We start from the raw sequence: 19,841 nt of genomic DNA, 5'->3' as shown, positions 1-19,841 counted from the left end.
ATGACTGACGTCGTCGTGGTTGAGTCGCCTGCCAAGGCAAAAACGATCAACAAGTACCTTGGTGATGGCTACACCGTGCTGGCCTCCTTCGGGCATGTGCGTGACCTGCCCCCCAAGGATGGTTCCGTGCTGCCCGACGAGGGATTCGCCATGAAGTGGCAGTCCGACGAGCGTGGCCAGAAGCAGGTAGCGGCCATAATAAAGGCGCTCAAGGGCGCACATACGCTCTACCTCGCCACTGACCCGGATCGTGAAGGTGAGGCGATCTCGTGGCATGTCCGCGCCATGCTGGAAGAGAAGAAGGCGCTCAAGGGCGTCGAAGTCCGGCGTGTCACCTTCAATGAGATCACCAAGGGCGCGATCCGCGAGGCGATGGCGCACCCGCGCGATCTCGATATGCCGCTGATCGAGGCGTATCTCGCCCGTCGTGCGCTGGACTACCTGGTGGGCTTCACGCTCTCGCCGGTGCTGTGGCGCAAGCTGCCCGGCTCGAAGAGCGCGGGGCGCGTGCAGTCGGTGGCGCTGCGCCTGATCTGTGAGCGGGAAGCCGAGATTGAGGTTTTCAAGCCGCGTGAATACTGGACTGTCACCGCGACGTTCCTGACGCCAAGCAACGCGCCTTTTACTGCACGTCTGACGCATCTGGACGGCAAGAAGCTTGATCAGTTCGACCTGAACAATGAGGAACGGGCGCACGCCGCCCGCGACGCCGTGCTCGGCGGTACGTTCGCGGTCAAGTCGGTCGAGCGCAAGAAGGTCAAGCGCAATCCGCCGCCACCGTTCACGACGTCCACCATGCAGCAGGAAGCTTCGCGCAAGCTGGGCATGGGCGCGCAGAACACGATGCGTACGGCGCAGCAGCTTTACGAAGGTATCGATTTGGGTGGCGAGACAGTCGGTCTCATCACCTATATGCGAACCGATGGCGTCACGATGGCGGGAGAGGCGATTACCGATATCCGCCGTCACATCGGTAAGGATTTCGGTGCGAATTACGTGCCGCCGCAGCCGCGAATCTACACCACCAAAGCCAAGAACGCACAGGAAGCGCATGAAGCGATCCGGCCTACGGATGTCAGCCGCACGCCCGCGTCTGTTGCGCGCCATCTGACGGACGATCAGCGTCGGCTTTATGAACTGGTGTGGAAGCGCGCAGTGGCCAGTCAGATGCAGTCGGCGGAACTGGATCAGGTGGCGGTCGATGTCGCCGATCAGCCGGGTCGCACCGTGCTGCGAGCCAATGGCTCGATCATCGCATTCGACGGTTTTCTCAAGCTCTATTCTGAGGGGCGTGACGAAACCGACAAGGCAGCGGACGATGAGAGCCGCATGTTGCCGCCGATGAACGAGCGCGACCCGCTCAAGCGCGAGAAAGTGGACACGGAGCAGCATTTCACCCAGCCGCCGCCGCGTTATTCTGAAGCTTCGCTCGTCAAGAAGATGGAAGAGATCGGCATCGGTCGTCCTTCCACCTATGCCTCCATTCTCGGTGTGCTGCGGGATCGCAATTACGTGCGGCTCGAGAGTCGGCGTTTCGTTCCCGAGGATCGCGGGCGACTGGTGACGGCGTTCCTCGTCTCGTTCTTCGAGCGCTATGTGGACACGCAGTTTACGGCCGGCCTTGAAGAACAGCTCGATGACATCTCGGGTGGCCGGGCCGACTGGCGCGCGGTGATGAGCGCGTTCTGGCAGGCATTCTCGGCTGCTGTCGCGCAGACAAAGGATCTGACGATCACGGAGGTGATCGACGCGCTGGATCAGGATCTCGGTTCGCACTTCTTCCCGCCGACCGATGACGGCTCCGATCCGCGTCGGTGTACGTCCTGCGGCACCGGTCGGCTCGGGCTGAAGCTTGGGCGGTTTGGCGCGTTTATCGGTTGTTCGAACTATCCGGAGTGCCAGTACACCCGCAAACTGGCCGTCGAAGGCGGAGAGGGCGATGGCGCGGATGGCCTCAAGGATGGCATGAAGCTGTTGGGCCAGCATCCGGTGACGGGCGAGGACATCACACTCAAGCGTGGGCCGTGGGGGCTTTATGTTCAGCAGGGAGAACCCAACCCTGAGGACAAGAAAGCCAAACCCAAGCGAGCCTCCCTGCCGCGTGGTCTCACCGCTGAGAGTTTGACGCTGGATCAAGCCGTGGGGCTGCTCAGCCTGCCGCGCATCGTGGGCATTCACCCTGAGTTCAAGGAGCCGATCGAGGCCGGTCTCGGACGTTTCGGGCCGTATGTGAAGATGGGAGCGATTTACGGCTCCCTAGATAAGGACGACGACGTTCTGACCGTGGGCCTGAACCGCGCAGTTGATGCTCTGGCCAAGAAGATGGCCTCCATCCGCACGCTGGGGGCGCATCCCAAGGATGGTGAGCCGGTGATGGTGCGCAAGGGGCGGTTCGGACCGTATGTGCAGCACGGTCAGGTGGTGGCCAACCTGCCGCGCGGCGAGAGCATGGACGATGTGACACTCGACGGCGCGCTCGCGCTGCTGGCCGAGAAGGGCAAGCCGCTCAAGGCAAAGGGTAAAGCGGCCACCAAGAAGAAGGCGACGACGAAAAAAGCGTCTTCCAAGAAGGTTGCAGCGGAGGGAGATGAGGAGAAGCCTACGAAGAAAGCGGCACCGCGTAAGACACCAGCAAAGAAAACCACGGCTGCCAAGAAGCCCGCAGCCCGCAAGTCTCCGGCGAAGAAGAAGGCCGCTCCCGAGGCTGAATGACGGGGGGACAGGAAGCGCATGTCTCTGGACCGGGATGCGCTTCTTTGTCTTTTGCGTCAGGCTGAGGAACCCCTCACGCCTCTAGAAATCCTGCGGCGTCTGGGACTTGCTCCTTCCGCCAAGGGCGCATTGAAGGCGCTGCTGCGGGAAATGACGCTGGAGGGTGTGTTCTGCGATCCCGCACTGGCCGGGCAGTTGCGCGGGATGCGTGATCTTCCGCGCGTGGCGGAGTTGGTGGTGACGGGGCAGGACCGCCACGGTGGATTGATCGCGTGGTTTGCAAAAGCTCCACCCTTGGCAGGCGCGATTCCGCCAGTCGTCTTTTTGCGTACAGATGCTGTCCATTTTGTGCGCCCGCGTCTGGCAAGCCGGGTGCTGGCCCGCCTTACTTCCTTGGGGCCGGGGCGCTTTGCCGGGCGTGTGCTGCGCCTTCTGGATGCGGATGGGGGCGAAACCATAGGCGTCTTGCGCACGGTGGATGGTTGTTGCGCCCCGGAAGGGGTGGATTTGACCGATCCATCCGCGATGGAGGGCACGGGCAGTGTGGTGATGCGCGCGCCCGATGGGCGTATCCGTCGCGTTCTGGGCACTCAGGACCAGCCTGCAACGCTCATGCTGGCATGTCAGCTTGAAGCCGGACTTCCTGAAGTTTTTCCCGATGAGGTGTTGCGCGAAGCCGCAGCCTGCCAGCCGATGGATGAGGCGACGGCCAGAAAACAGAGTCGTCTGGATGTGCGTGAGTTACCACTGCTGACCATCGATGGCGTGGACGCTCGTGACTTTGACGATGCGGTCTGGGCCGGAGAGATGGAGACAGGATTGCGCCTCGTCGTCGCCATTGCCGATGTCGCGCATTATGTCACCAAAGATTCGGCCCTCGATCGTGAGGCGCGGCGTCGTGGGCATTCGGTTTATCTGCCGGACCGGGTGGTGCCGATGCTGCCGCCACGCCTGTCCGAAGATCTGTGTTCTTTGCGCCCGAATGAGGGCCGGCCCTGTGTTCTCTTCGATCTACGCCTCTCGGCAGGTGGAGAGTTGGAAGGTGCTGAACTGCGCCGTGGATTCATGCGCAGTCACGCGCGCCTGACCTATGAGCGGATGCAGGCCGTGCTCGACGGGAAGGAGAAACCTCCGCAACGTATTCCGCCTGCCATGATCGGGGCGTTACGTGCGGTCGATCGGGCTCTTGCTGCAGTAGAGGTGCGGCGCGGCGTAACCCGCTGTGAGGATACGCAAGCGGTTCCGCAATTCCGTTGGGAAAACGGGCAGCCCATTCCTTACTGCGATGTGTCTTTGGCCAGTCACCGGATGATCGAGCGGTTCATGGTGATGGCCAATCATGCGGCGGCTCGACTCATGCGCAATGCGCCTCATGCGGGGCTGTTCCGTGTCCATCCCAAAGGACAGGGAGTGAACCCCAGTCGCCTGCCTGCGTTTGCATCTCCATGCCCGGCTCCCCATCACGCACTGGCGCTGGATGTGTATACGCATGTCACCAGTCCTATCCGCCGGTACGCCGATCTGCTGTGTCATCGCAGCCTGTTCGATGGTGTGGAAGAGCTCGAAGAGGATCGCGCAGCGCTTGCCGTCCATCTGGCGGCAACGGAGGGGCGGGCGGCTTGCGTGGCGGCTGTGTCATCCGCGCGACTGCTGACATGGTGTGGCGAGGTTGCAGAACGTGGCGGCCATGTTACGAATGCGACCCCGTCCGGCAGCAGGTCGCGTTGACGGATGAGAGAACAACCGGTCTGCTGTTTTTCGAAAGTGGATCAACGGGGAATCGGGTGAGGGAGAGTGGGCGTGTTCGGCCGCAATAGCGTCTTCTCCCGAGAAGCTGACAGTACGATGTCGCCCGTTTTTCGGAGACGTCCGAGACGGCTTGATCCTTCTGTAAGGAACTGTCCGCCTGGTCGTCACGCATTGAGGATGGTGGAACGCCTTCGGCGGCAGAGTTTTATGTCTGCCTGCGTCCGCTTGCGGCGTGGTTACGCCCGATTGACCTCATCGGTTCTTCTTCTGGTGGTCTGGTTGCTGGTGACGGCTGCCTGTGCGCAAGCTGCTGTTGCGCCCGCCACGGAGAGCATTGCTCCCGCAACACAGGGTTCCGCATCTGCCACGACTGATGCGCCTGTGGCGGTAGGTATGGGGCCGGACACGACACTTTTGCATTCTGTGTTTATGACGGCCATGGAGTTTCTCTCTCCCCGTACGCTTCAACCCCACACAGCCCGGCAGTTTTCGCTGTGGGGACTGGGGGGGATCGGTGCGCTGGATCCAGCGCTGCATGTGGCGGAAGGACCGGACGGTCTTGTGCTCATGCAGGGACAGGATGTTCTCATCCGTCGCCCTGTGCCGCTGGAGACGGATGTCGGGGCATGGGCGGATGTCGTGACCGATCTGCTTGCCGCGGCATGGCAACATTCGGACACTCTCAGGACGGCCGGACAAACAGGGCTTACGCAGAGTGTCTTCGATGAAATCTTCAATCATCTCGACCCCTATTCCCGGTATGTAGCACCGGCACCTGCCGAGACGGATCGGACGCGGCGCAGCGGCGCACAGGCTGGCCTTGGACTGGCGGTGACCGAAAGCACCGTAGAAATGCCGTCTCATTCCGGGGGACGGACCCGAAGCGGACGTGCGTTCGTGGTCAGTGCTGTCAACACCAACGGGCCGGCATGGCCCGCAGGCGTGGATGTGGGAGACCATATCCTGGCGGTGAACGGACGTAGTGTGACGGGGCGCAGTGCGACGGAAGTTCGCGACATGCTGGAGGGAGAAGAAGGCAGCCGGGTATCCGTGCGCTTCTTCTCTCCTGTGTCTCACAGAATGCGGACATTGACGTTTCAACGCGCCCGTGTGCCGCCCGAGACGGTTTTCGCGTTCAGTTCCGGTTCCATGGTTATTCTTCGCCTGACGTCCTTTTCATCCGAAACGGCGGAGGAGATGAGCCAATATCTCGATCAGGCGACACAGGACCGGCATCTACGTGGCGTGGTGCTGGATCTGCGCGGTAACCGGGGTGGGGTTCTACAACAGGCGGTTACGGCTGCGGCTCTTCTTCTCGACAATGGCGTGGCCGCCATCACGAAGGGACGGGATCCGCAAGCCAATCATGTCTGGGCTGTGCAGGGCGGTGACATGCTCAATCATCTGCCTGTCGTGGTGCTGGTGGACGGGCGGACCGCAAGTGCCGCCGAGATTCTGGCGGCAGCTCTGGCCGATCACCGGCGTGCGGTGGTGGTGGGGAGTTCCACTCTGGGCAAGGGGCTGGTGCAGACTGTGGCGCAGTTGCCGGATCGCGGAGAACTGTTTGTGACGTGGAGCCGGGTGATCGCGCCTTTGGGGTGGCCTTTGCAGGGATTGGGCGTGATGCCGCAATTGTGTACGAGTCGGGGGGCGCTGGACTCAGAGCGGCAGCTCAAAGCGCTGGAGGCGGGCAAGGCGGCCGATTCTTCCGCTGTTCTCGCGTCCCGCAATGTGCGCTATCCGGTGGGGGTGTCGCGTATTCTCGACATTCGCAAGGCGTGTCCTGCGGCCCTTGGCAGCGATCTCGATCTCGAACTGGCGCGTTCCCTTATCGAAAATCATACGGCTTATTCCGCGGCGCTGGCCATGATGCCCGAAGACACCGGATTGGAAGAAGCTGCCGCAGAATGAGAGAGCATGACGAGCCACGTCTGAAGACAGGGCTGTGGGTGTCCGCTGTGTTACGTCAGGCGAACATGAGCGGGCGGGGAGCCGTGCGTCTGCGCAAGGGAGACGAGGATGCGGGCGGGGTGCTTGCGATCCTCGTGAACCGTGCGCGACAGGCCGTGGTGTTGACGCGCACGATCACGGGAGAAGGTCGCCGCGCATGGATAAGAGGCACGGGAATCGCTCCCGTTTCTGAAGAAGAGGCCGCAGCTTATGTGGACCGACAAGTCCGGCGCGATCCGGATTTGTGGGTGCTGGAGTTCGAGACAGAGGATCTTGAACCGCCTTTTGAGGCACAGGTGCTACAGGATTGACAATACATGTTGCGGAAAAGTTACACCTTGCGTGGCTTTGCTTTGGCGAAGCGGAACTGTCCGACCTTTTAGGGGCTGATTGTCACGTAACGGAGCGGCGCGCAGGCGTGTGTGCAGGGCGGATACATCTCTTTGCGAGTTGCACGAACAACGGGTTTCAGCAAAACAGGGCGGGACGAATGGGTATGGGTGCCGGTCGCGTCGCTTACGATCCGCAGGAAATGGATCGGCGAAGCGGACATGAGGAGAAGGTGATGAAGCTGCGTAAAGGGTTTCTTGCAGGGTCTGTCCTGTCGGCGCCGCTCATCCTCGGTCTTCTTGCTTCCGCAGCCCATGCACAGCCTGTGCAGGGATGGTACATCGCAGGCGAAGGCGGTGCGACGTTCAATCAGGACCAGCAGGTTCGTATGAGTCGCTCTCTGCCTTATGGTCGTGACCGCTGGAAAACCGGCGCGGTCGGACTGGGTTCGGTTGGGTATGGTCTCGGCAACGGTTTCCGTGTCGAGATGGAAGGCAACTACCGCAATTCGGATTATCGCGATCTGGGCACGGCCACGATGAAAACCAAAGGCGACGGGCGACGTCAGACCTATGGTTTCATGGCCAATGCGCTGTTCGATCTCGATATCGGTAAGCCTTGGCTGTTCCCCTATTTCGGTGCTGGCATTGGCTATGGGTGGAGTCATATGGATGCGAGTTTCCGCTCCATGTCGCCGGGGCGGAACATTCAGGAGAGCATGCGCGGCACCTTTGGCGGCTTCACCTATCAGGGCATGTTCGGGCTGTCGTTCCCGGTGCCGTGGGTTGTGGGTCTGTCCGCCACGGCGGAATATCGCTTCTGGACCATGCTCGCGCCGCAATCCTACAATGCCGTTGCATATGGCAATGTCGGAGGAAGCACCAATCTGCCCAAGGAAGAAGGTCTGGCGGGTGGACATCACGACACCAAGACCGACTTCAACCATTCACTGATGCTGGGCCTGCGTTACGAGTTCAATCCGGCTCCTCCTCCGCCACCGCCTCAGACGGAGCCGCTGGTGCCGGTGCCTGCCAGCGCCCGGACCTATCTCGTTTTCTTTGACTGGGATCATAGTGATTTGACCGATCGTGCGCGTGCGATCGTGGCCGTAGCCGCGCAGGCCACGTCCCACACGGCGCTCACGCGGATCGAGGTGTCAGGCTACACCGACACTTCCGCCGCTCATCCCGGCAAGCGGGGCGAGCGCTACAACATGGAACTGTCGCTGCGGCGTGCGAACGTGGTGAAGGCGGAACTGGTGCGCGACGGCGTGGCGGGATCGCTGATTCAGGTTCAGGGGTTCGGACAGACGCATCCTCTGGTGCCGACGGGTGACAACACGCGGGAGCCGCAGAACCGACGTGTGGAAATCATACTGCGCTGAGAAGCGTTACGGTTTCATTGATGAGGGGCGAGGCCCGACCGCAGGAATGCTGGTCGGGCCTTTCTTTTCCTACAGACCGTTGAACAACGGCGTGGACAGATAGCGCTCTGCAAATGATGGAGCGATGCTCACGATCGTCTTGCCCGCATTTTCGGGACGTTTCGCCAACTGCGTGGCGGCATGCAGTGCAGCGCCCGAGGAAATGCCGATAGGGATGCCATCCATGCGGGCACAGCGGCGCGCGGCGGCAATAGCTTCACGTTCCGAAACGGCGATCACGCCGTCCAGCGCCTGCACGTCCAGCGTGGCGGGGCAGAAACCCGGCCCAATGCCCTGAATGCCGTGCGGTCCCGGCTCGTCGCCGTTTAGAACAGCGCTTTCGACCGGCTCGACAGCAAAGACTTCCACCCCTTTTTTCCGACGTTTGAGCGCATGCGCCACACCCGAGGCCGTGCCGCCAGTCCCGACCCCGGCGACGACGATGTCCACGCTGCCTGCTGTGTCCTGCCAGATTTCCTCGGCCGTGGTTTCCTCATGCACCAGAGGATTGGCCGGATTGTCGAACTGGCCCGGCATCCATGCGTCGGGCGTGGTGTCCAGAATCTCGCGCGCCCGGGCAATGGCGCCAGCCATGCCGAGCCGCGAAGGAGTGAGCTCCACCTGTGCGTCCATCAGACGCAGCATTTTGCGTCGTTCGATGGAAGCGCCTTCGGGCATCGTCACAATCAGGCGGTATCCTCGGGAGGCCGCCACAAAGGCGAGGGAGATGCCTGTGTTGCCGGAGGTTGGCTCCACCAGAACGCTGCGTCCCGGTGTGATGATGCCTTCGCGCTCAGCCGCCAGAACCATGGCGGCGCCGATGCGATCCTTCACCGAGCCGAGTGGATTGAAAAACTCCAGCTTGAGCAGAACGCGGGCTGTAAGACCATCTTCCGCTGTCATACGGGGCAGGGCGACAAGGGGCGTTCCTCCCACCACATCGACAATGGAGTCGAATACGCGTCCGCGTGGGGGCGCGAGTGAGAAAATCATGTCGGGGGAAAGGTCATGTGCGGCCATGCGGGAGCCTTCCTGTTTCTGGGTGGAAAAGGAAAATGGGGATTTCCCCCTCAAAGACAGGGACGATAGCACGGCGGATTGACGTGGATAATGTCTGGGAGGGGATTTTTCACTTTCTTGGACGGCATATGTCGCAAGACGTCATTTTGTCGGGTATCATCGTGAAAAAGACCGAGAGAGGAGAGGCGGCATGCTGCTGCGACGTGATCGCGCGATGACCGGGATATTGATCATGCTGGATGTGGCATTTCATGCTGGTCGAAGCGGGACTGTGAATGCGGCAGACATCGCTACCCGAGCCGGGCTTGCGCGCCGTGGGATCGAGCCGCTGCTTCAAACTCTTTCGAGGTCCTCCTTGCTGGAAAGTGTGCGCGGACCACGTGGTGGCTATCGGCTGGGCAGGCCCCGTCGGGACATCAGTCTTGCGGATATCGTCTCCACGATCATTGCTCCCGACAGCGAAGGAGAAGAAGGATCAACCGGTGATCTGTTCACCAAGGTTCTGGATCCTTTCTGGCGTGAAGAAGATCAGAAGATTGTGGAGCGCTTCAGAGACCTGACGCTGGATGATCTGGTGCGCAAGGCAGAAGCCGCGGGGCTGCGCCGGCCGATGGCCGAGCCGATTATGTTTTCGATCTGAGAATACAAAACGGGAGGGCTCGAAGCCCTCCCGTTTGTCGTGACCACAATGTCCCGTCGTTGTGCTTTAGCGGCGACGGCGCGCGGCGCTCGTGACCCGGCGACGAGTGGTGGTCTTCGCCTTGGTTTCGACCTTCTTGGTCTCCGGCGCTGTGACGGCCGGCTTGGGAACGGCGACACCTGTGGCGTCCACCGTAGCGTTCACGATGAGAGTATCACGCTTCTGACCGGGGCCACGGATCAGGATGGTCGTGAAGGTGTCGTTGCCCGCATAGCCGAGTGTCGGTGTGTAGGCGATCTGTGTGTGTCCATCGAGACCATACAGAAAAGCTTTGCCATGTTCGGGCTCGGGCGACACGCCGAAGGAAGCGTAAGCTCCTCCATCGGGCGGTGTGACCGAGAGCACGCAGCGTCCATCGTCACTGCGGACGGTCATGGTGCTGACCAGCGCACCATTCGGTCCCGCGACCGGAGGCGTGGTCTGGCAAACGGCCGAATTGCGGACGTTGCGGTAAGGATCGGGCGTGCCGTGAACACCGACCGGAGCGGGACCATGAGTACATCCGGCCAGAAAGCCGGCGGCCATGACGGGCATGGCCAGAATTCGCAATCGCACGTCGGAGACTCCGCCTTGGTTGCCGAATATCGTTTCCTGCACGCTGTCTGGCGGCGACTCCGCCATCCAACGCTATCGCGACACGCTCTAGAGCATCCGCGCAGTGGTTGAAAGCCACCGTCCGCACATGCAAGAGGCGCGTATTTCCGTCAGCGGGCGGAAAGCAGGCACGAAAACGGCTTTCGGGCTGCATGACTGGCATGCTGGCCCCTTGTGTATGGCCATTTCTCCGATAAAACAGCCATCTGACAGAATTACCTGATATCACACTTTCACAAAGACACTCGCCACCGGCGCGCCACGTGTGCATATCTCGGCCGCGCTCATTCTCTGGAGAGACTTCGATCATGGCCTCTGCCTTTCTTCGTCTTGCCGTTGCCGGAACGGTTTTTCTCGGCCTTTCGTTCGGTTCCGCAGCCTCGGCCGCCAGTTGTGGCCGTTCCCCGGCGCGCGAAGCCTTCGATGTGCAGGGTCTCAAGAGCGAGCTGATGGTGACGGCGCTCTCATGCAAGGTGCAGGACCGTTACAACGCTTTTGTTGGCAAGTTTCGCAGCACGCTTCTGGCGGAAGAGTCCGAGCTGAATAGCTATTTCCGCAAGATGTATGGAAAAAGCGCCCAGCGTGAGCATGACGATTACATCACCCAGCTTGCCAATGTTCAATCCGAGCGGGGATTACAGTCAGGCACGATCTTCTGTGAGCAGCGTCTGGGCATGTTCGATGAAGTCGCAGCACTCGATAATGCGCACGATCTGTCCAATTACGCGCAGGCCAAAGACATCATGCAGCCAGCGGTCTATGAGACCTGTGCGGCTCCTGCTGTCGAGAAGAGTACGCGGACACGCCGTACAACCCGCCGCGCGGTGCGCAAGATCTGATCGAGATTTCGTCGCCCGGGTCACGATCCGTGTGTGGGCGTTCTTGACGAATCAGACGTGAAGAGGGACAGACCCGGCATGAGCGATCTCTTCTCGAGTGCCGGTTCTTCCTCGCCCAAGAAGACCGAGCCTTCCGCTTCTCCTTCCCAGTCGCTGGCTTCGTCCGGTGGGAACTACGATGCCAGCGCCATTGAGGTGCTGGAAGGGCTGGAGCCTGTACGGCGTCGTCCGGGCATGTATATCGGTGGCACCGATGAAACGTCCCTGCATCATCTCGCCGCCGAAGTTCTGGACAATTCGATGGATGAGGCTGTCGCGGGCCATGCGACGACCATCGACGTCACGCTTGAGCGCGACAACTGGCTGACCATCCGCGACAATGGACGCGGCATTCCTGTCGATGCGCACCCGCGTTTTCCCGACCGTTCGGCGCTGGAAGTCATTCTCACCACGCTTCATGCGGGCGGCAAGTTCTCCGGAAAGTCCTACGCCACATCGGGTGGTCTGCATGGTGTGGGATCGTCCGTAGTCAACGCATTGACCTCAGGCTTTGAGGTGGAGGTGGCGAGAGACCGGGTGTTGTGGCGTCAGACTTATGCACGCGGAATCCCGCAGACACCGCTGGAAAAGGTAGGAGCCGTGCCCAACAGGCGTGGCACCCAGATCCGCTTTCGGCCGGATCCCGAAATCTTCGGCTCCCACGTTTTTCAACCTGCTCGCCTGTACCGTCTGTGCCGCTCCAAGGCGTTCCTGTTTCGTGGGGTGACGATCCGCTGGGCCTGCGATCCTACGCTGATCAAGGCGGGAGACACGACGCCCGTCGAGGCAGTCCTTCATTTCCCGGGTGGTCTGGCGGATAGTCTCTCGGACGAACTTGGTCCCAATGCGCTGCTTCTGGCACCGCTATGGGCTGGTGAGGCGGCGTTGCCGGATGACGGCGGTCGGGTGGAATGGGCTATCGCCTTCCTCGAATCCGGTACCTCTAGTTTCCTCTCGTTCTGCAACACCATCCCCACGCCGCAGGGAGGAACGCACGAGGCAGGGTGCCGCACGGCTCTCGTGAAGGGTTTCCGTGTGTGGGGTGAGCAACGCTCTAACAAGCGGGCGAGCATCGTCACGGCGGAGGACATTCTTGGTGTTGTCGCAGCGCAGCTCTCCGTATTCATTCGTGACCCGCAGTTTCAGGGGCAGACCAAGGAAAAGCTGACCAGCGCGGGAGCTTCAAAACTGGTCGAGACCGCATTGCGGGATCGTTTCGATCACTGGCTCTCGGCCAACCCGACGCAGGCCGATTCTCTACTGGCCTTCGTGGTTGAGCGAGCGGAAGATCGTCTGCGTCGTCGTGAGCAGAAAGAGACGCCGCGCAAGAGCGCGACCCGGCGCTTGCGTTTGCCGGGCAAGCTGACGGACTGCACGCGCGAGCGGGCAGCGGAAACCGAGATATTTCTGGTGGAGGGCGATTCCGCTGGCGGCTCCGCCAAGCAGGCCCGCAACCGTGAGACTCAAGCAGTGTTGCCACTGCGAGGAAAGATACTGAACGTGGCCAGCGCGTCGGCAGAAAAGCTACGAGGTAATCAGGAACTGAGCGATCTGGTCGAGGCTCTGGGGTGTGGAGTGGGAGATCGCTTCGAACTCACCAAGCTGCGCTACGGTCGCGTCATCATCATGACGGATGCCGATGTGGATGGTGCCCATATCGCGTCGTTGCTTATGACCTTTTTCTATCGCGAACTGCCTGAGTTGATCCGGGCCGGACGCCTCTACCTCGCGCAACCGCCGCTCTACCGTCTCACGCAAGGAGCGAAGACGATCTATGCGATGGATGACGCCGATCGTGAGCGAAAGATACGTTCAGGGTTCAAGGCCAACGCCAAGGTTGAAGTTTCGCGCTTCAAAGGGTTGGGCGAGATGCCGCCCAAGGATCTGAAGGAAACAACCATGGACCCGTCACGGCGCACGCTTTTGCGTGTCGTGGCGCGGCCTGAAGACCGGATGGAAACGCGCGAGCGGGTGGAGAGCCTGATGGGGCGCAAACCCGAACTGCGGTTCGCGTTCATTCAGGAGCACGCCCAGTCTCAGTCTGTGGACACGCTGGATATCTGAAATCTATGGGTAATTCATTTTATTTTATAATAGTAGTAGTAAAGAAGGGTTTTTATTTAACATAGAGAATAAAACATATTAAAGGCGGGAATAGATAAGAAGATTAAGTAAAGCTTCTCGAACAGGAAGTTGCCCCATCATGCAAGGGGAGGTCGACCTTTGCTAAGGGAATGGTGATTGAAGCACTATTCATATTCGGTTCGAAGAAAATGGAGATCCTGCCGTGAAACTCTATTATATTGTACAGGCCATTAGCAGCCTGTCGGATTGGGTTGCCCTGTGAAGGGGGGAGATTGTAAGAGCCTTTTTTGGAAATTTGATATACCGGGTTTTTAAGAAGTGCGGCGCGTGATTCAAGCTACGAATGTGGACGCCAGAGTAGCGAGGCGGGGTGGCCGGGATCACGCGCAAAACGAGACGCTATTCGTCTAACCTGACCGATAAGGAATGGGAGAGCGTAACACTTCTGATGTCGCCTGTGCACCGGCGTGGCCGGAAGCGGACAACGGATTTCCGTGAGATCATCAATGCGCTACGTTATCGTGTTCGTCCAGGCTGCGGGTGGGAGATGCTGCCGGTTCACTTCGGTCCATGGCAGACGGTTTACTGGTGGTTCTGCAGGTTGATGCGCCGTTTTCTGTTTCAGACCATTCATGATGTCTGTCTAATGCTGGATCGGGAGGCAGCTGAACGCGAGGCCAGTCCCTCAGGCGGTGTTATCGACAGCCAAAGCATCAAGGCGCCCATGTGGCAGGCCGGGGTTCTGACGCAGGCAAGAAGATCGTTGGTCGCAAGTGCCACATCGCGGTTGATACGGATGGCCGGCTTCTTCTGGTCAGGCTCACTCCTGCCGATATTTCAGACAGCGCAGGCGGTCAGATGATCCTTGATGTTATCCGCTGGCGTCGCCTGGTAAAGGACTACGAACAGTGAATCGATGTCGCAGAAGCCATGCTCCACATTGCTATGGGAAACATCATGCTACGCCGAAACGCTCATCCTTGAATTTCCAAAAAGATTTTGAGAGCTAACCGGGGTGATGCGTTTTTTCATATGACATATCAATAATTTATATATTTATGTCATTATGTAGTTCTTTCTGTTTACATAATTAATTTTTACTTTACCAATTTAAATAATTCCCATTCGTGCAATTCTTTTCTGTCACACATTAATTTTCCGTCCGGTGATGATGAGAGAAATCTATTTTGAGTTTTATTTAAAAATGATACAAAATTACCATCTCTGTAAATATCATATTTAATTTTCCGAAGGCATCGTGATTCACCTTGTAGTGTTAAGCATATTTTGCTTTCTGATTCTATAAACGCATTGTTTTTATCTGTGAAATTTACGTATAAATATTCATAGTCATCTGTTTTTTCATTCTTGGATGTTACGATTCCAGTGCGTTTTTCTACTAGAAGAAATTTATTATGGATACTAATTAATTTATATTTCTCAATAACACCGTGGTTATGTTCTGTTTTTTGAGAATTTGAGTTTTCCCATATTCTAGATTTTATTAAATCATAAATGAAAAGACTTAAGTGTTCTGGATCTTTGATAACCATATCACCATAATGATCGCTATTTTTCTGTAAACTTGGTGTTTGTACATAGGATATTTTTGCATTATTTATTTTGTCCATTAAATAAAAATTGGAAGAATACCGATCACCATGACAAAGAGCGATTCCTTTTGGTGAGTAGGAAAAAATGCTATTGTGAAACGCAGAGCCAATAAATCCGCAGACGGGTCTTGCGGGATTAAAAATGCCTAATTGAATTTCAATGCTATGTTCTTGTGGGTGAACAATATCAAATCCCATTTTTGAGAGGTGCTCTTCAATTTTTTCTTCGTTTTTAAATTTGCGCATACCTGAAAAACGAGATCTAGAAAGATAAATCGGTTTTGTTGTTTCATAAGATTGACCATGAAGATGCCCAAGAGAATTGCAAAAAGTTGCAAAAATTTTGTGAGAAAAATGATTTTCTTCAAAAGACGCGGCAGAAACAATTAAATTATGTATCTTTGTTGCGTGATTGAAAATAATGAAATTTTCCTTCTTTAGATCTAAAAAGGAAAAAATTTTTTAACCCAAGCTAATGAAAAAAGATAATTTAAGTCAAAAGCGCTATGTATTAAAATTTTTTTATTTTGATATATGTGTGGTTGACACCAAAATCTAGGCAATGTCTCTGTAATAAAATGTCCAAAATGGTTTGATATGTGGCCTCCATAAAAATAAATATAATCTTCAGCTCGATTATGATCTCCTAATGGATTGATGCAAGAAGAAGTGGATTGTCCAACAGAATGGTTTGGCCATCCCCTTCTTGTAGAAGCATTGGTTATCAATCTTCCAAATTGATCATATATTCCATATTCCACGTCTTTATCTGTGTTTAGTTTTGATCTTGGTATGTATAAAATATTTCTATATATATTTGTTTCTGGCTCTTCGTCTATTACTTTTAGCCCAAAAAGGTCTGTATTTGCTTGTTGATATTTCACTTTATTATCCCTTTAATTCATTTTATTTGAAAGATTTATATAAAATTTCTAAATTATTTTTTAAAATTTTCAGTGGTCCCGACCAGTCCAGCGGTCGATCCTGCTGATAGATTTTTACCGTGTCATACCAAGGTGAGTCGGTTCGGCCGGAGAGCCAGCGCCAGCACTGGTCGTAGCGCGACAGGAGCCAGACGGGTTTACCAAGTCCCGCCGCTACATGGGCTGTGGAGGTGTCCACGGCAATCACGAGATCAAGGTTGGAGATCAGGGCCGCCGTGTCTTCAAAATCGTGCAGATCGGCTGTGTGATCGATAAGCCGCATGCCGACAGGCGGTGTTTTGGCCTGAAACGCCTGTTCACCGATCTGCAGGCTGTAAAACACGGCTTCCGGGGCACTCCGGACCAGAGGTGCGAGTGTGGCGAGTGTGGTGGAACGCCTGCGATCGGCGATTTCTGCTTCACGAATTTCCCTGTGCGGCGCACCAGCCCACACGAGACCGATGCGCAGAGGGCGTTGACCGGGCGTGTCCTGTGTCAACCGCTCTGCCCAGAAACGGACCTTCTCTGGATCGGAATGAAGAAAGCCTTCGGAAGAAGGCAATGTGTCCAATGTGATTCCCAGAGCGCGTGGGAGAGACAGGATCGGGCATTGTAGATCGTGCGGAGGAATTGGGTCGTTTTCCGTCACGAATGTGAGAGCGGGAAAGGAATGTGACAACAGGGTATGCAGTTCCGGGCGCATGCGCACGATCACATGGCCACCGCGTTTGGCCGCCAGAGGAAGGAACCGGGCAAACTGGATCATGTCTCCAAAGCCGCCCTCGGTGTGAATGAGAAGCGTCTTGTCAGGAAAGGCTTCCCCATTCCACAACGGCCCCTCGATCCCGTGCCACTTCGTGGTTCGGGTTTTCCAGCGCCATTCGTATTCCTCGAACCCATCTTTGTAATTTCCGCTGGCAAGCAGCGAGATGGCATGGTTCGTGCGATTTTCGGCGTTCTCGGGGGCAAGATTGACGGCAGCCTTGTGAAACTTCTGGGCCAGTTCATGTTGCCCACGACAATCCAGCGCGACACCGAGGTTGCTCAGGGCCAACGCTTGTCCCGGATTAAGGCGCAGACAGTTGGAATAGGCGGTGATCGCCTCGTCATGACGCTGGAGCGACTGAAGCGCATTGCCGAGATTGGACCACGCATCCGCTAACTTCGGATCCAGTGTCACGGCACGGGTCAGCTTTTGCAGGGCCGGTTCGAAGACGCCGAGAGAGCAGAGGAGGCCACCGTAATTACTGAGTGTTCGCGCGTCGTCGGGATTGGCTGAGAGACGGGCCCGGTAATCCGCCTCGGCTTCAGGAAAACGTCCGGCAAGCTGAAGCGCTTCTCCGGTTTCGGGAGGGTGTTCTGAGACGGTGGAATCGGCGGTCGTGCGTGTCATGTTCTGACGGTGGCACGACCGGTTTAAGAAGCGGTGAGCGTGGCGCTCAGGTGAACTGATCGCCCAGTGCGGGACGGTTGAGCATCGAGAGAAGTTCGCGCCGTGTGTCGGAGTTTTCGCGGAAAACGCCGAGCATCCGGCTTGTCACCATCGACACACCGGGACGATGCACGCCGCGTGTGGTCATGCACTGGTGTCCGGCCTCGATGATGACGGCGGTGCCATAAGGTTCCAGCACCGTGTTGATCGTGTTGGCGATCTGGGCCGTCAGGCGCTCCTGAATCTGGAAGCGCCGGGAATAGGCGTCCACCACGCGGGCCAGTTTGGAGATGCCCACCACGCGACGGCGCGGCAGATAGGCCACATGCGCGCGTCCGATGATGGGCACCATGTGGTGTTCGCAGTGGCTCTCGATGCGGATATCGCGCAGGAGGACGATCTCGTCGTAATCCTCCACTTCCGAGAAGGTGCGCGCCAGCAACTCTTCGGGATTGATCTGGTAGCCCTCGAAGAACTCATCATAGGAACGCACCACACGAGAGGGCGTGTCCAGAAGACCCTCTCGTTGGGGATCCTCACCGGCCCAACTGAGGAGAACGCGAACGGCTTCCTCGGCCTCCTCACGGGAGGGGCGGGACGGCGGGACGGATGTGGTCATGAAAGCTCTCTGGCTGATCGGAACTGGAATCCGGGGCGCGCTCAGTGCACGAGACCGGCGTGATAAGGGCAGTCGAGGCTGAAGGGCGGAATGCGGATGTCGAAATGGCGTCCGGTCGTCGCGTCCTCCATGCGGTAGCTGCCGCGCATGATGCCGCTGGGTGTGTCGAGGGAGGCGCCGGAGGTGTATTCGAAGGCGTTCCCCGGTTCGATCAGGGGCTGTTCGCCCACCACGCCTTCACCACGGATACGTTCGATTTGTCCCTGCGCGTCGATGATTTCCCACATGCGCTCGAGAAGCTGAACGGGGTGGTCGCCCAGATTCTCGATGCGGATGCGGTAGCCCCAGCAATAGGACTGTTCGTCCGGCTGGGACTGGTCATCCAGCCAGAACGGCCGGACGACGACATGGATGTTCTCCGTGGTGTCCTCATAGGCCGGCAGCGCCGCGATCGCTTCGTTCAGCGCCTCTTCAGGATCGGTGAAGAGTTTCGGCGGCATTGGTGGCCGTGAGGACATGTCGGATCGTTTCCTTTTCCGTAAACGGATGTGTCAGCGCGCGGGCGCGAAACCGCGCGCCGTGAGAGCGGCCGCGCCACGCGCCAGATCGTCTATCAGATCGGCGGAATCTTCCAGTCCCACGGACAGGCGGATCGCGCCATCGGAAATGCCCAGACGGGCGCGTTCCTCAGGGCCGATCTTCATATGGGTGGTGGTGGCGGGGTGTGTGGCCAATGAACGCGCGTCTCCAAGATTATTGGAGATCAGGATCACGCGCAGCGCATCGAGAAACGCGAACGCACCCGCTTGGCCGCCCGCGACCTCGAACGCAACCAGCGAACCGAAGCCGCTCATCTGCTTTTTGGCCAGTTCGTGCTGGGGATGGTCGGCCCGGCCCGGATAGCGGACGCTGACGATGCCCGGCGCCTGCGCCAGCCAGTCGGCCACGATGGCGGCGTTGCGGGTCATGGCGTCCACGCGCAGGTTCAGCGTTTCCAGCCCTTTGAGCATCACCCACGCATTGAAGGGGGAGAGTGCATTGCCAGTGTTGCGTGTGAACGGCAGCACGGTCTCGTCGATCCATTCCTTGCGGCCAAGGATGGCCCCGCCAAGCACGCGGCCCTGACCGTCGATGTGTTTGGTGCAGGAATACACCACCACATCCGCCCCCAGTTCGAGGGGCTTCTGATAGACGGGAGACGCAAAGGCGTTGTCCACCACGACGATGGCGCCGGCCTTATGCGCAAGATCGCTGATGGCGCGCAGATCGAGCACATCGAGCATGGGGTTTGACGGGCTTTCCAGCAGTACGGCGGCTGTGAGCTTGCTCAGAGCTTCAGCCCATGCGTTCAGATCGCCGCCGTCCACGAACACTGTCTCCACACCGTAGCGGGGGAGCAGGTTGGCGATGATCCAGTGGCATGAGCCGAACAGCGCGCGGGATGCGACGACACGGTCTCCCGCTTTTACCTGCGCGAGCAGGGCGGATGAGACGGCGCCCATGCCCGTGGCCGTGGCAACGCAGGCTTCCGCGCCCTCGATTTCGGCCAGACGACGCTGAAGAGCGTCCACCGTAGGATTGCCGAAACGGGAATATTGATAATGCGTGGCTTCGCCGGTGAAGGTGGCGGCGGCCTGCTCGGCGCTGTCATAAGCAAAGCCGGAGGTGAGGAAAATGGCCTCACTCGTCTCGCCGTAAGGCGTGCGCTCGACCCCACCATGGATTAGGCGGGTGGCGGAACGCCATGAACGGGAGATGTCGGACGTATTGGACGGGACGGTCGTGTCAGTCATGGATGATCTCGGTTCCGTTC

16 protein-coding genes and 1 pseudogene are annotated in these 19,841 nt (G+C 58.1%); 9 read left to right on the top strand and 8 right to left on the bottom strand.

Features of this window, described 5'->3' with window-relative positions; all coding sequences use genetic code 11:
* From topA to KUA11_RS01285, 5 genes are all read left to right on the top strand, one after another.
* The gene (gene topA, locus KUA11_RS01305; protein ID WP_217408853.1) at nucleotides 1-2,712 is read left to right on the top strand and encodes a type I DNA topoisomerase; all 2,712 of its coding nucleotides are present in this window, start codon (nucleotides 1-3) and stop codon (nucleotides 2,710-2,712) included.
* An 18-nt stretch (nucleotides 2,713-2,730) separates the two neighbouring features.
* On the top strand, nucleotides 2,731-4,440 hold the full coding sequence (locus KUA11_RS01300; protein WP_217408852.1) for an RNB domain-containing ribonuclease: 1,710 nt from the start codon (nucleotides 2,731-2,733) through the stop codon (nucleotides 4,438-4,440).
* A 228-nt stretch (nucleotides 4,441-4,668) separates the two neighbouring features.
* Nucleotides 4,669-6,372 carry a S41 family peptidase gene (locus KUA11_RS01295; protein WP_254454600.1) on the top strand — a complete coding sequence of 568 codons (1,704 nt, stop codon included), beginning with the start codon at nucleotides 4,669-4,671 and terminating at the stop codon, nucleotides 6,370-6,372.
* Entirely contained in the window at nucleotides 6,369-6,722 is a 354-nt protein-coding gene (locus KUA11_RS01290; RefSeq protein WP_217408850.1) for a DUF1491 family protein, read from the top strand. Before KUA11_RS01295 ends, KUA11_RS01290 begins: the two co-directional genes overlap by 4 nt.
* A gap of 254 nt (nucleotides 6,723-6,976) precedes the next feature.
* On the top strand, nucleotides 6,977-8,125 hold the full coding sequence (locus KUA11_RS01285) for an OmpA family protein (protein ID WP_217408899.1): 1,149 nt from the start codon (nucleotides 6,977-6,979) through the stop codon (nucleotides 8,123-8,125).
* 69 nt (nucleotides 8,126-8,194) lie between these two features.
* Here KUA11_RS01285 and cysK read toward each other — a convergent pair whose 3' ends face one another.
* A complete protein-coding gene (cysK, locus tag KUA11_RS01280; protein WP_302480860.1) occupies nucleotides 8,195-9,184 on the bottom strand; it encodes a cysteine synthase A in 990 nt (329 codons plus the stop codon).
* A 190-nt stretch (nucleotides 9,185-9,374) separates the two neighbouring features.
* On the opposite strand from cysK, the gene KUA11_RS01275 reads away from it, so the two are divergent.
* On the top strand, nucleotides 9,375-9,824 hold the full coding sequence (locus tag KUA11_RS01275; RefSeq protein ID WP_217408849.1) for an RrF2 family transcriptional regulator: 450 nt from the start codon (nucleotides 9,375-9,377) through the stop codon (nucleotides 9,822-9,824).
* Nucleotides 9,825-9,890: 66 nt separating this feature from the next.
* Here KUA11_RS01275 and KUA11_RS01270 read toward each other — a convergent pair whose 3' ends face one another.
* On the bottom strand, nucleotides 9,891-10,439 hold the full coding sequence (locus KUA11_RS01270; RefSeq protein ID WP_217408897.1) for a hypothetical protein: 549 nt from the start codon (nucleotides 10,437-10,439) through the stop codon (nucleotides 9,891-9,893).
* A 347-nt stretch (nucleotides 10,440-10,786) separates the two neighbouring features.
* Between KUA11_RS01270 and KUA11_RS01265 the strand changes: the two genes are divergently transcribed.
* The 3 genes and pseudogenes from KUA11_RS01265 (at nucleotide 10,787) to KUA11_RS01255 (ending at nucleotide 14,425) form a co-directional block, all read left to right on the top strand.
* Nucleotides 10,787-11,317 (top strand): hypothetical protein, encoded by a 531-nt coding sequence (locus tag KUA11_RS01265; RefSeq protein WP_217408848.1) that lies wholly within the window; start codon nucleotides 10,787-10,789, stop codon nucleotides 11,315-11,317.
* 78 nt (nucleotides 11,318-11,395) lie between these two features.
* Entirely contained in the window at nucleotides 11,396-13,420 is a 2,025-nt protein-coding gene (parE, locus tag KUA11_RS01260; protein WP_217408847.1) for a DNA topoisomerase IV subunit B, read from the top strand.
* Between the two features lie 391 nt (nucleotides 13,421-13,811).
* Nucleotides 13,812-14,425 (top strand): annotated as a pseudogene (locus KUA11_RS01255) (IS5 family transposase).
* Between the two features lie 113 nt (nucleotides 14,426-14,538).
* On the opposite strand, the gene KUA11_RS01250 reads toward KUA11_RS01255, so the two are convergent.
* The 6 genes from KUA11_RS01250 to metZ are packed head-to-tail and all read right to left on the bottom strand — an operon-like array spanning nucleotide 14,539 to nucleotide 19,821.
* Nucleotides 14,539-15,441 (bottom strand): glycosyltransferase 61 family protein, encoded by a 903-nt coding sequence (locus tag KUA11_RS01250; protein ID WP_368040906.1) that lies wholly within the window; start codon nucleotides 15,439-15,441, stop codon nucleotides 14,539-14,541.
* A gap of 56 nt (nucleotides 15,442-15,497) precedes the next feature.
* Nucleotides 15,498-15,938: a glycosyltransferase family 61 protein gene (locus KUA11_RS01245; RefSeq protein WP_217408846.1), complete on the bottom strand. Its 441-nt coding sequence runs from the start codon at nucleotides 15,936-15,938 to the stop codon at nucleotides 15,498-15,500.
* A 22-nt stretch (nucleotides 15,939-15,960) separates the two neighbouring features.
* A complete protein-coding gene (locus KUA11_RS01240) occupies nucleotides 15,961-17,370 on the bottom strand; it encodes a tetratricopeptide repeat protein (protein ID WP_217408845.1) in 1,410 nt (469 codons plus the stop codon).
* A gap of 46 nt (nucleotides 17,371-17,416) precedes the next feature.
* Entirely contained in the window at nucleotides 17,417-18,028 is a 612-nt protein-coding gene (gene folE / locus KUA11_RS01235; protein WP_217408844.1) for a GTP cyclohydrolase I FolE, read from the bottom strand.
* A gap of 41 nt (nucleotides 18,029-18,069) precedes the next feature.
* The gene (gene apaG, locus KUA11_RS01230) at nucleotides 18,070-18,546 is read right to left on the bottom strand and encodes a Co2+/Mg2+ efflux protein ApaG (protein ID WP_166313380.1); all 477 of its coding nucleotides are present in this window, start codon (nucleotides 18,544-18,546) and stop codon (nucleotides 18,070-18,072) included.
* A gap of 33 nt (nucleotides 18,547-18,579) precedes the next feature.
* Nucleotides 18,580-19,821 (bottom strand): O-succinylhomoserine sulfhydrylase, encoded by a 1,242-nt coding sequence (gene metZ / locus KUA11_RS01225; protein ID WP_217408843.1) that lies wholly within the window; start codon nucleotides 19,819-19,821, stop codon nucleotides 18,580-18,582.
* Nucleotides 19,822-19,841: the final 20 nt, after the last annotated feature.

It is taken from the genome of Acetobacter estunensis (assembly GCF_019083805.1).
GTDB lineage: Bacteria > Pseudomonadota > Alphaproteobacteria > Acetobacterales > Acetobacteraceae > Acetobacter > Acetobacter estunensis_A.
This window is presented reverse-complemented; position numbering and strand designations above follow the sequence as displayed.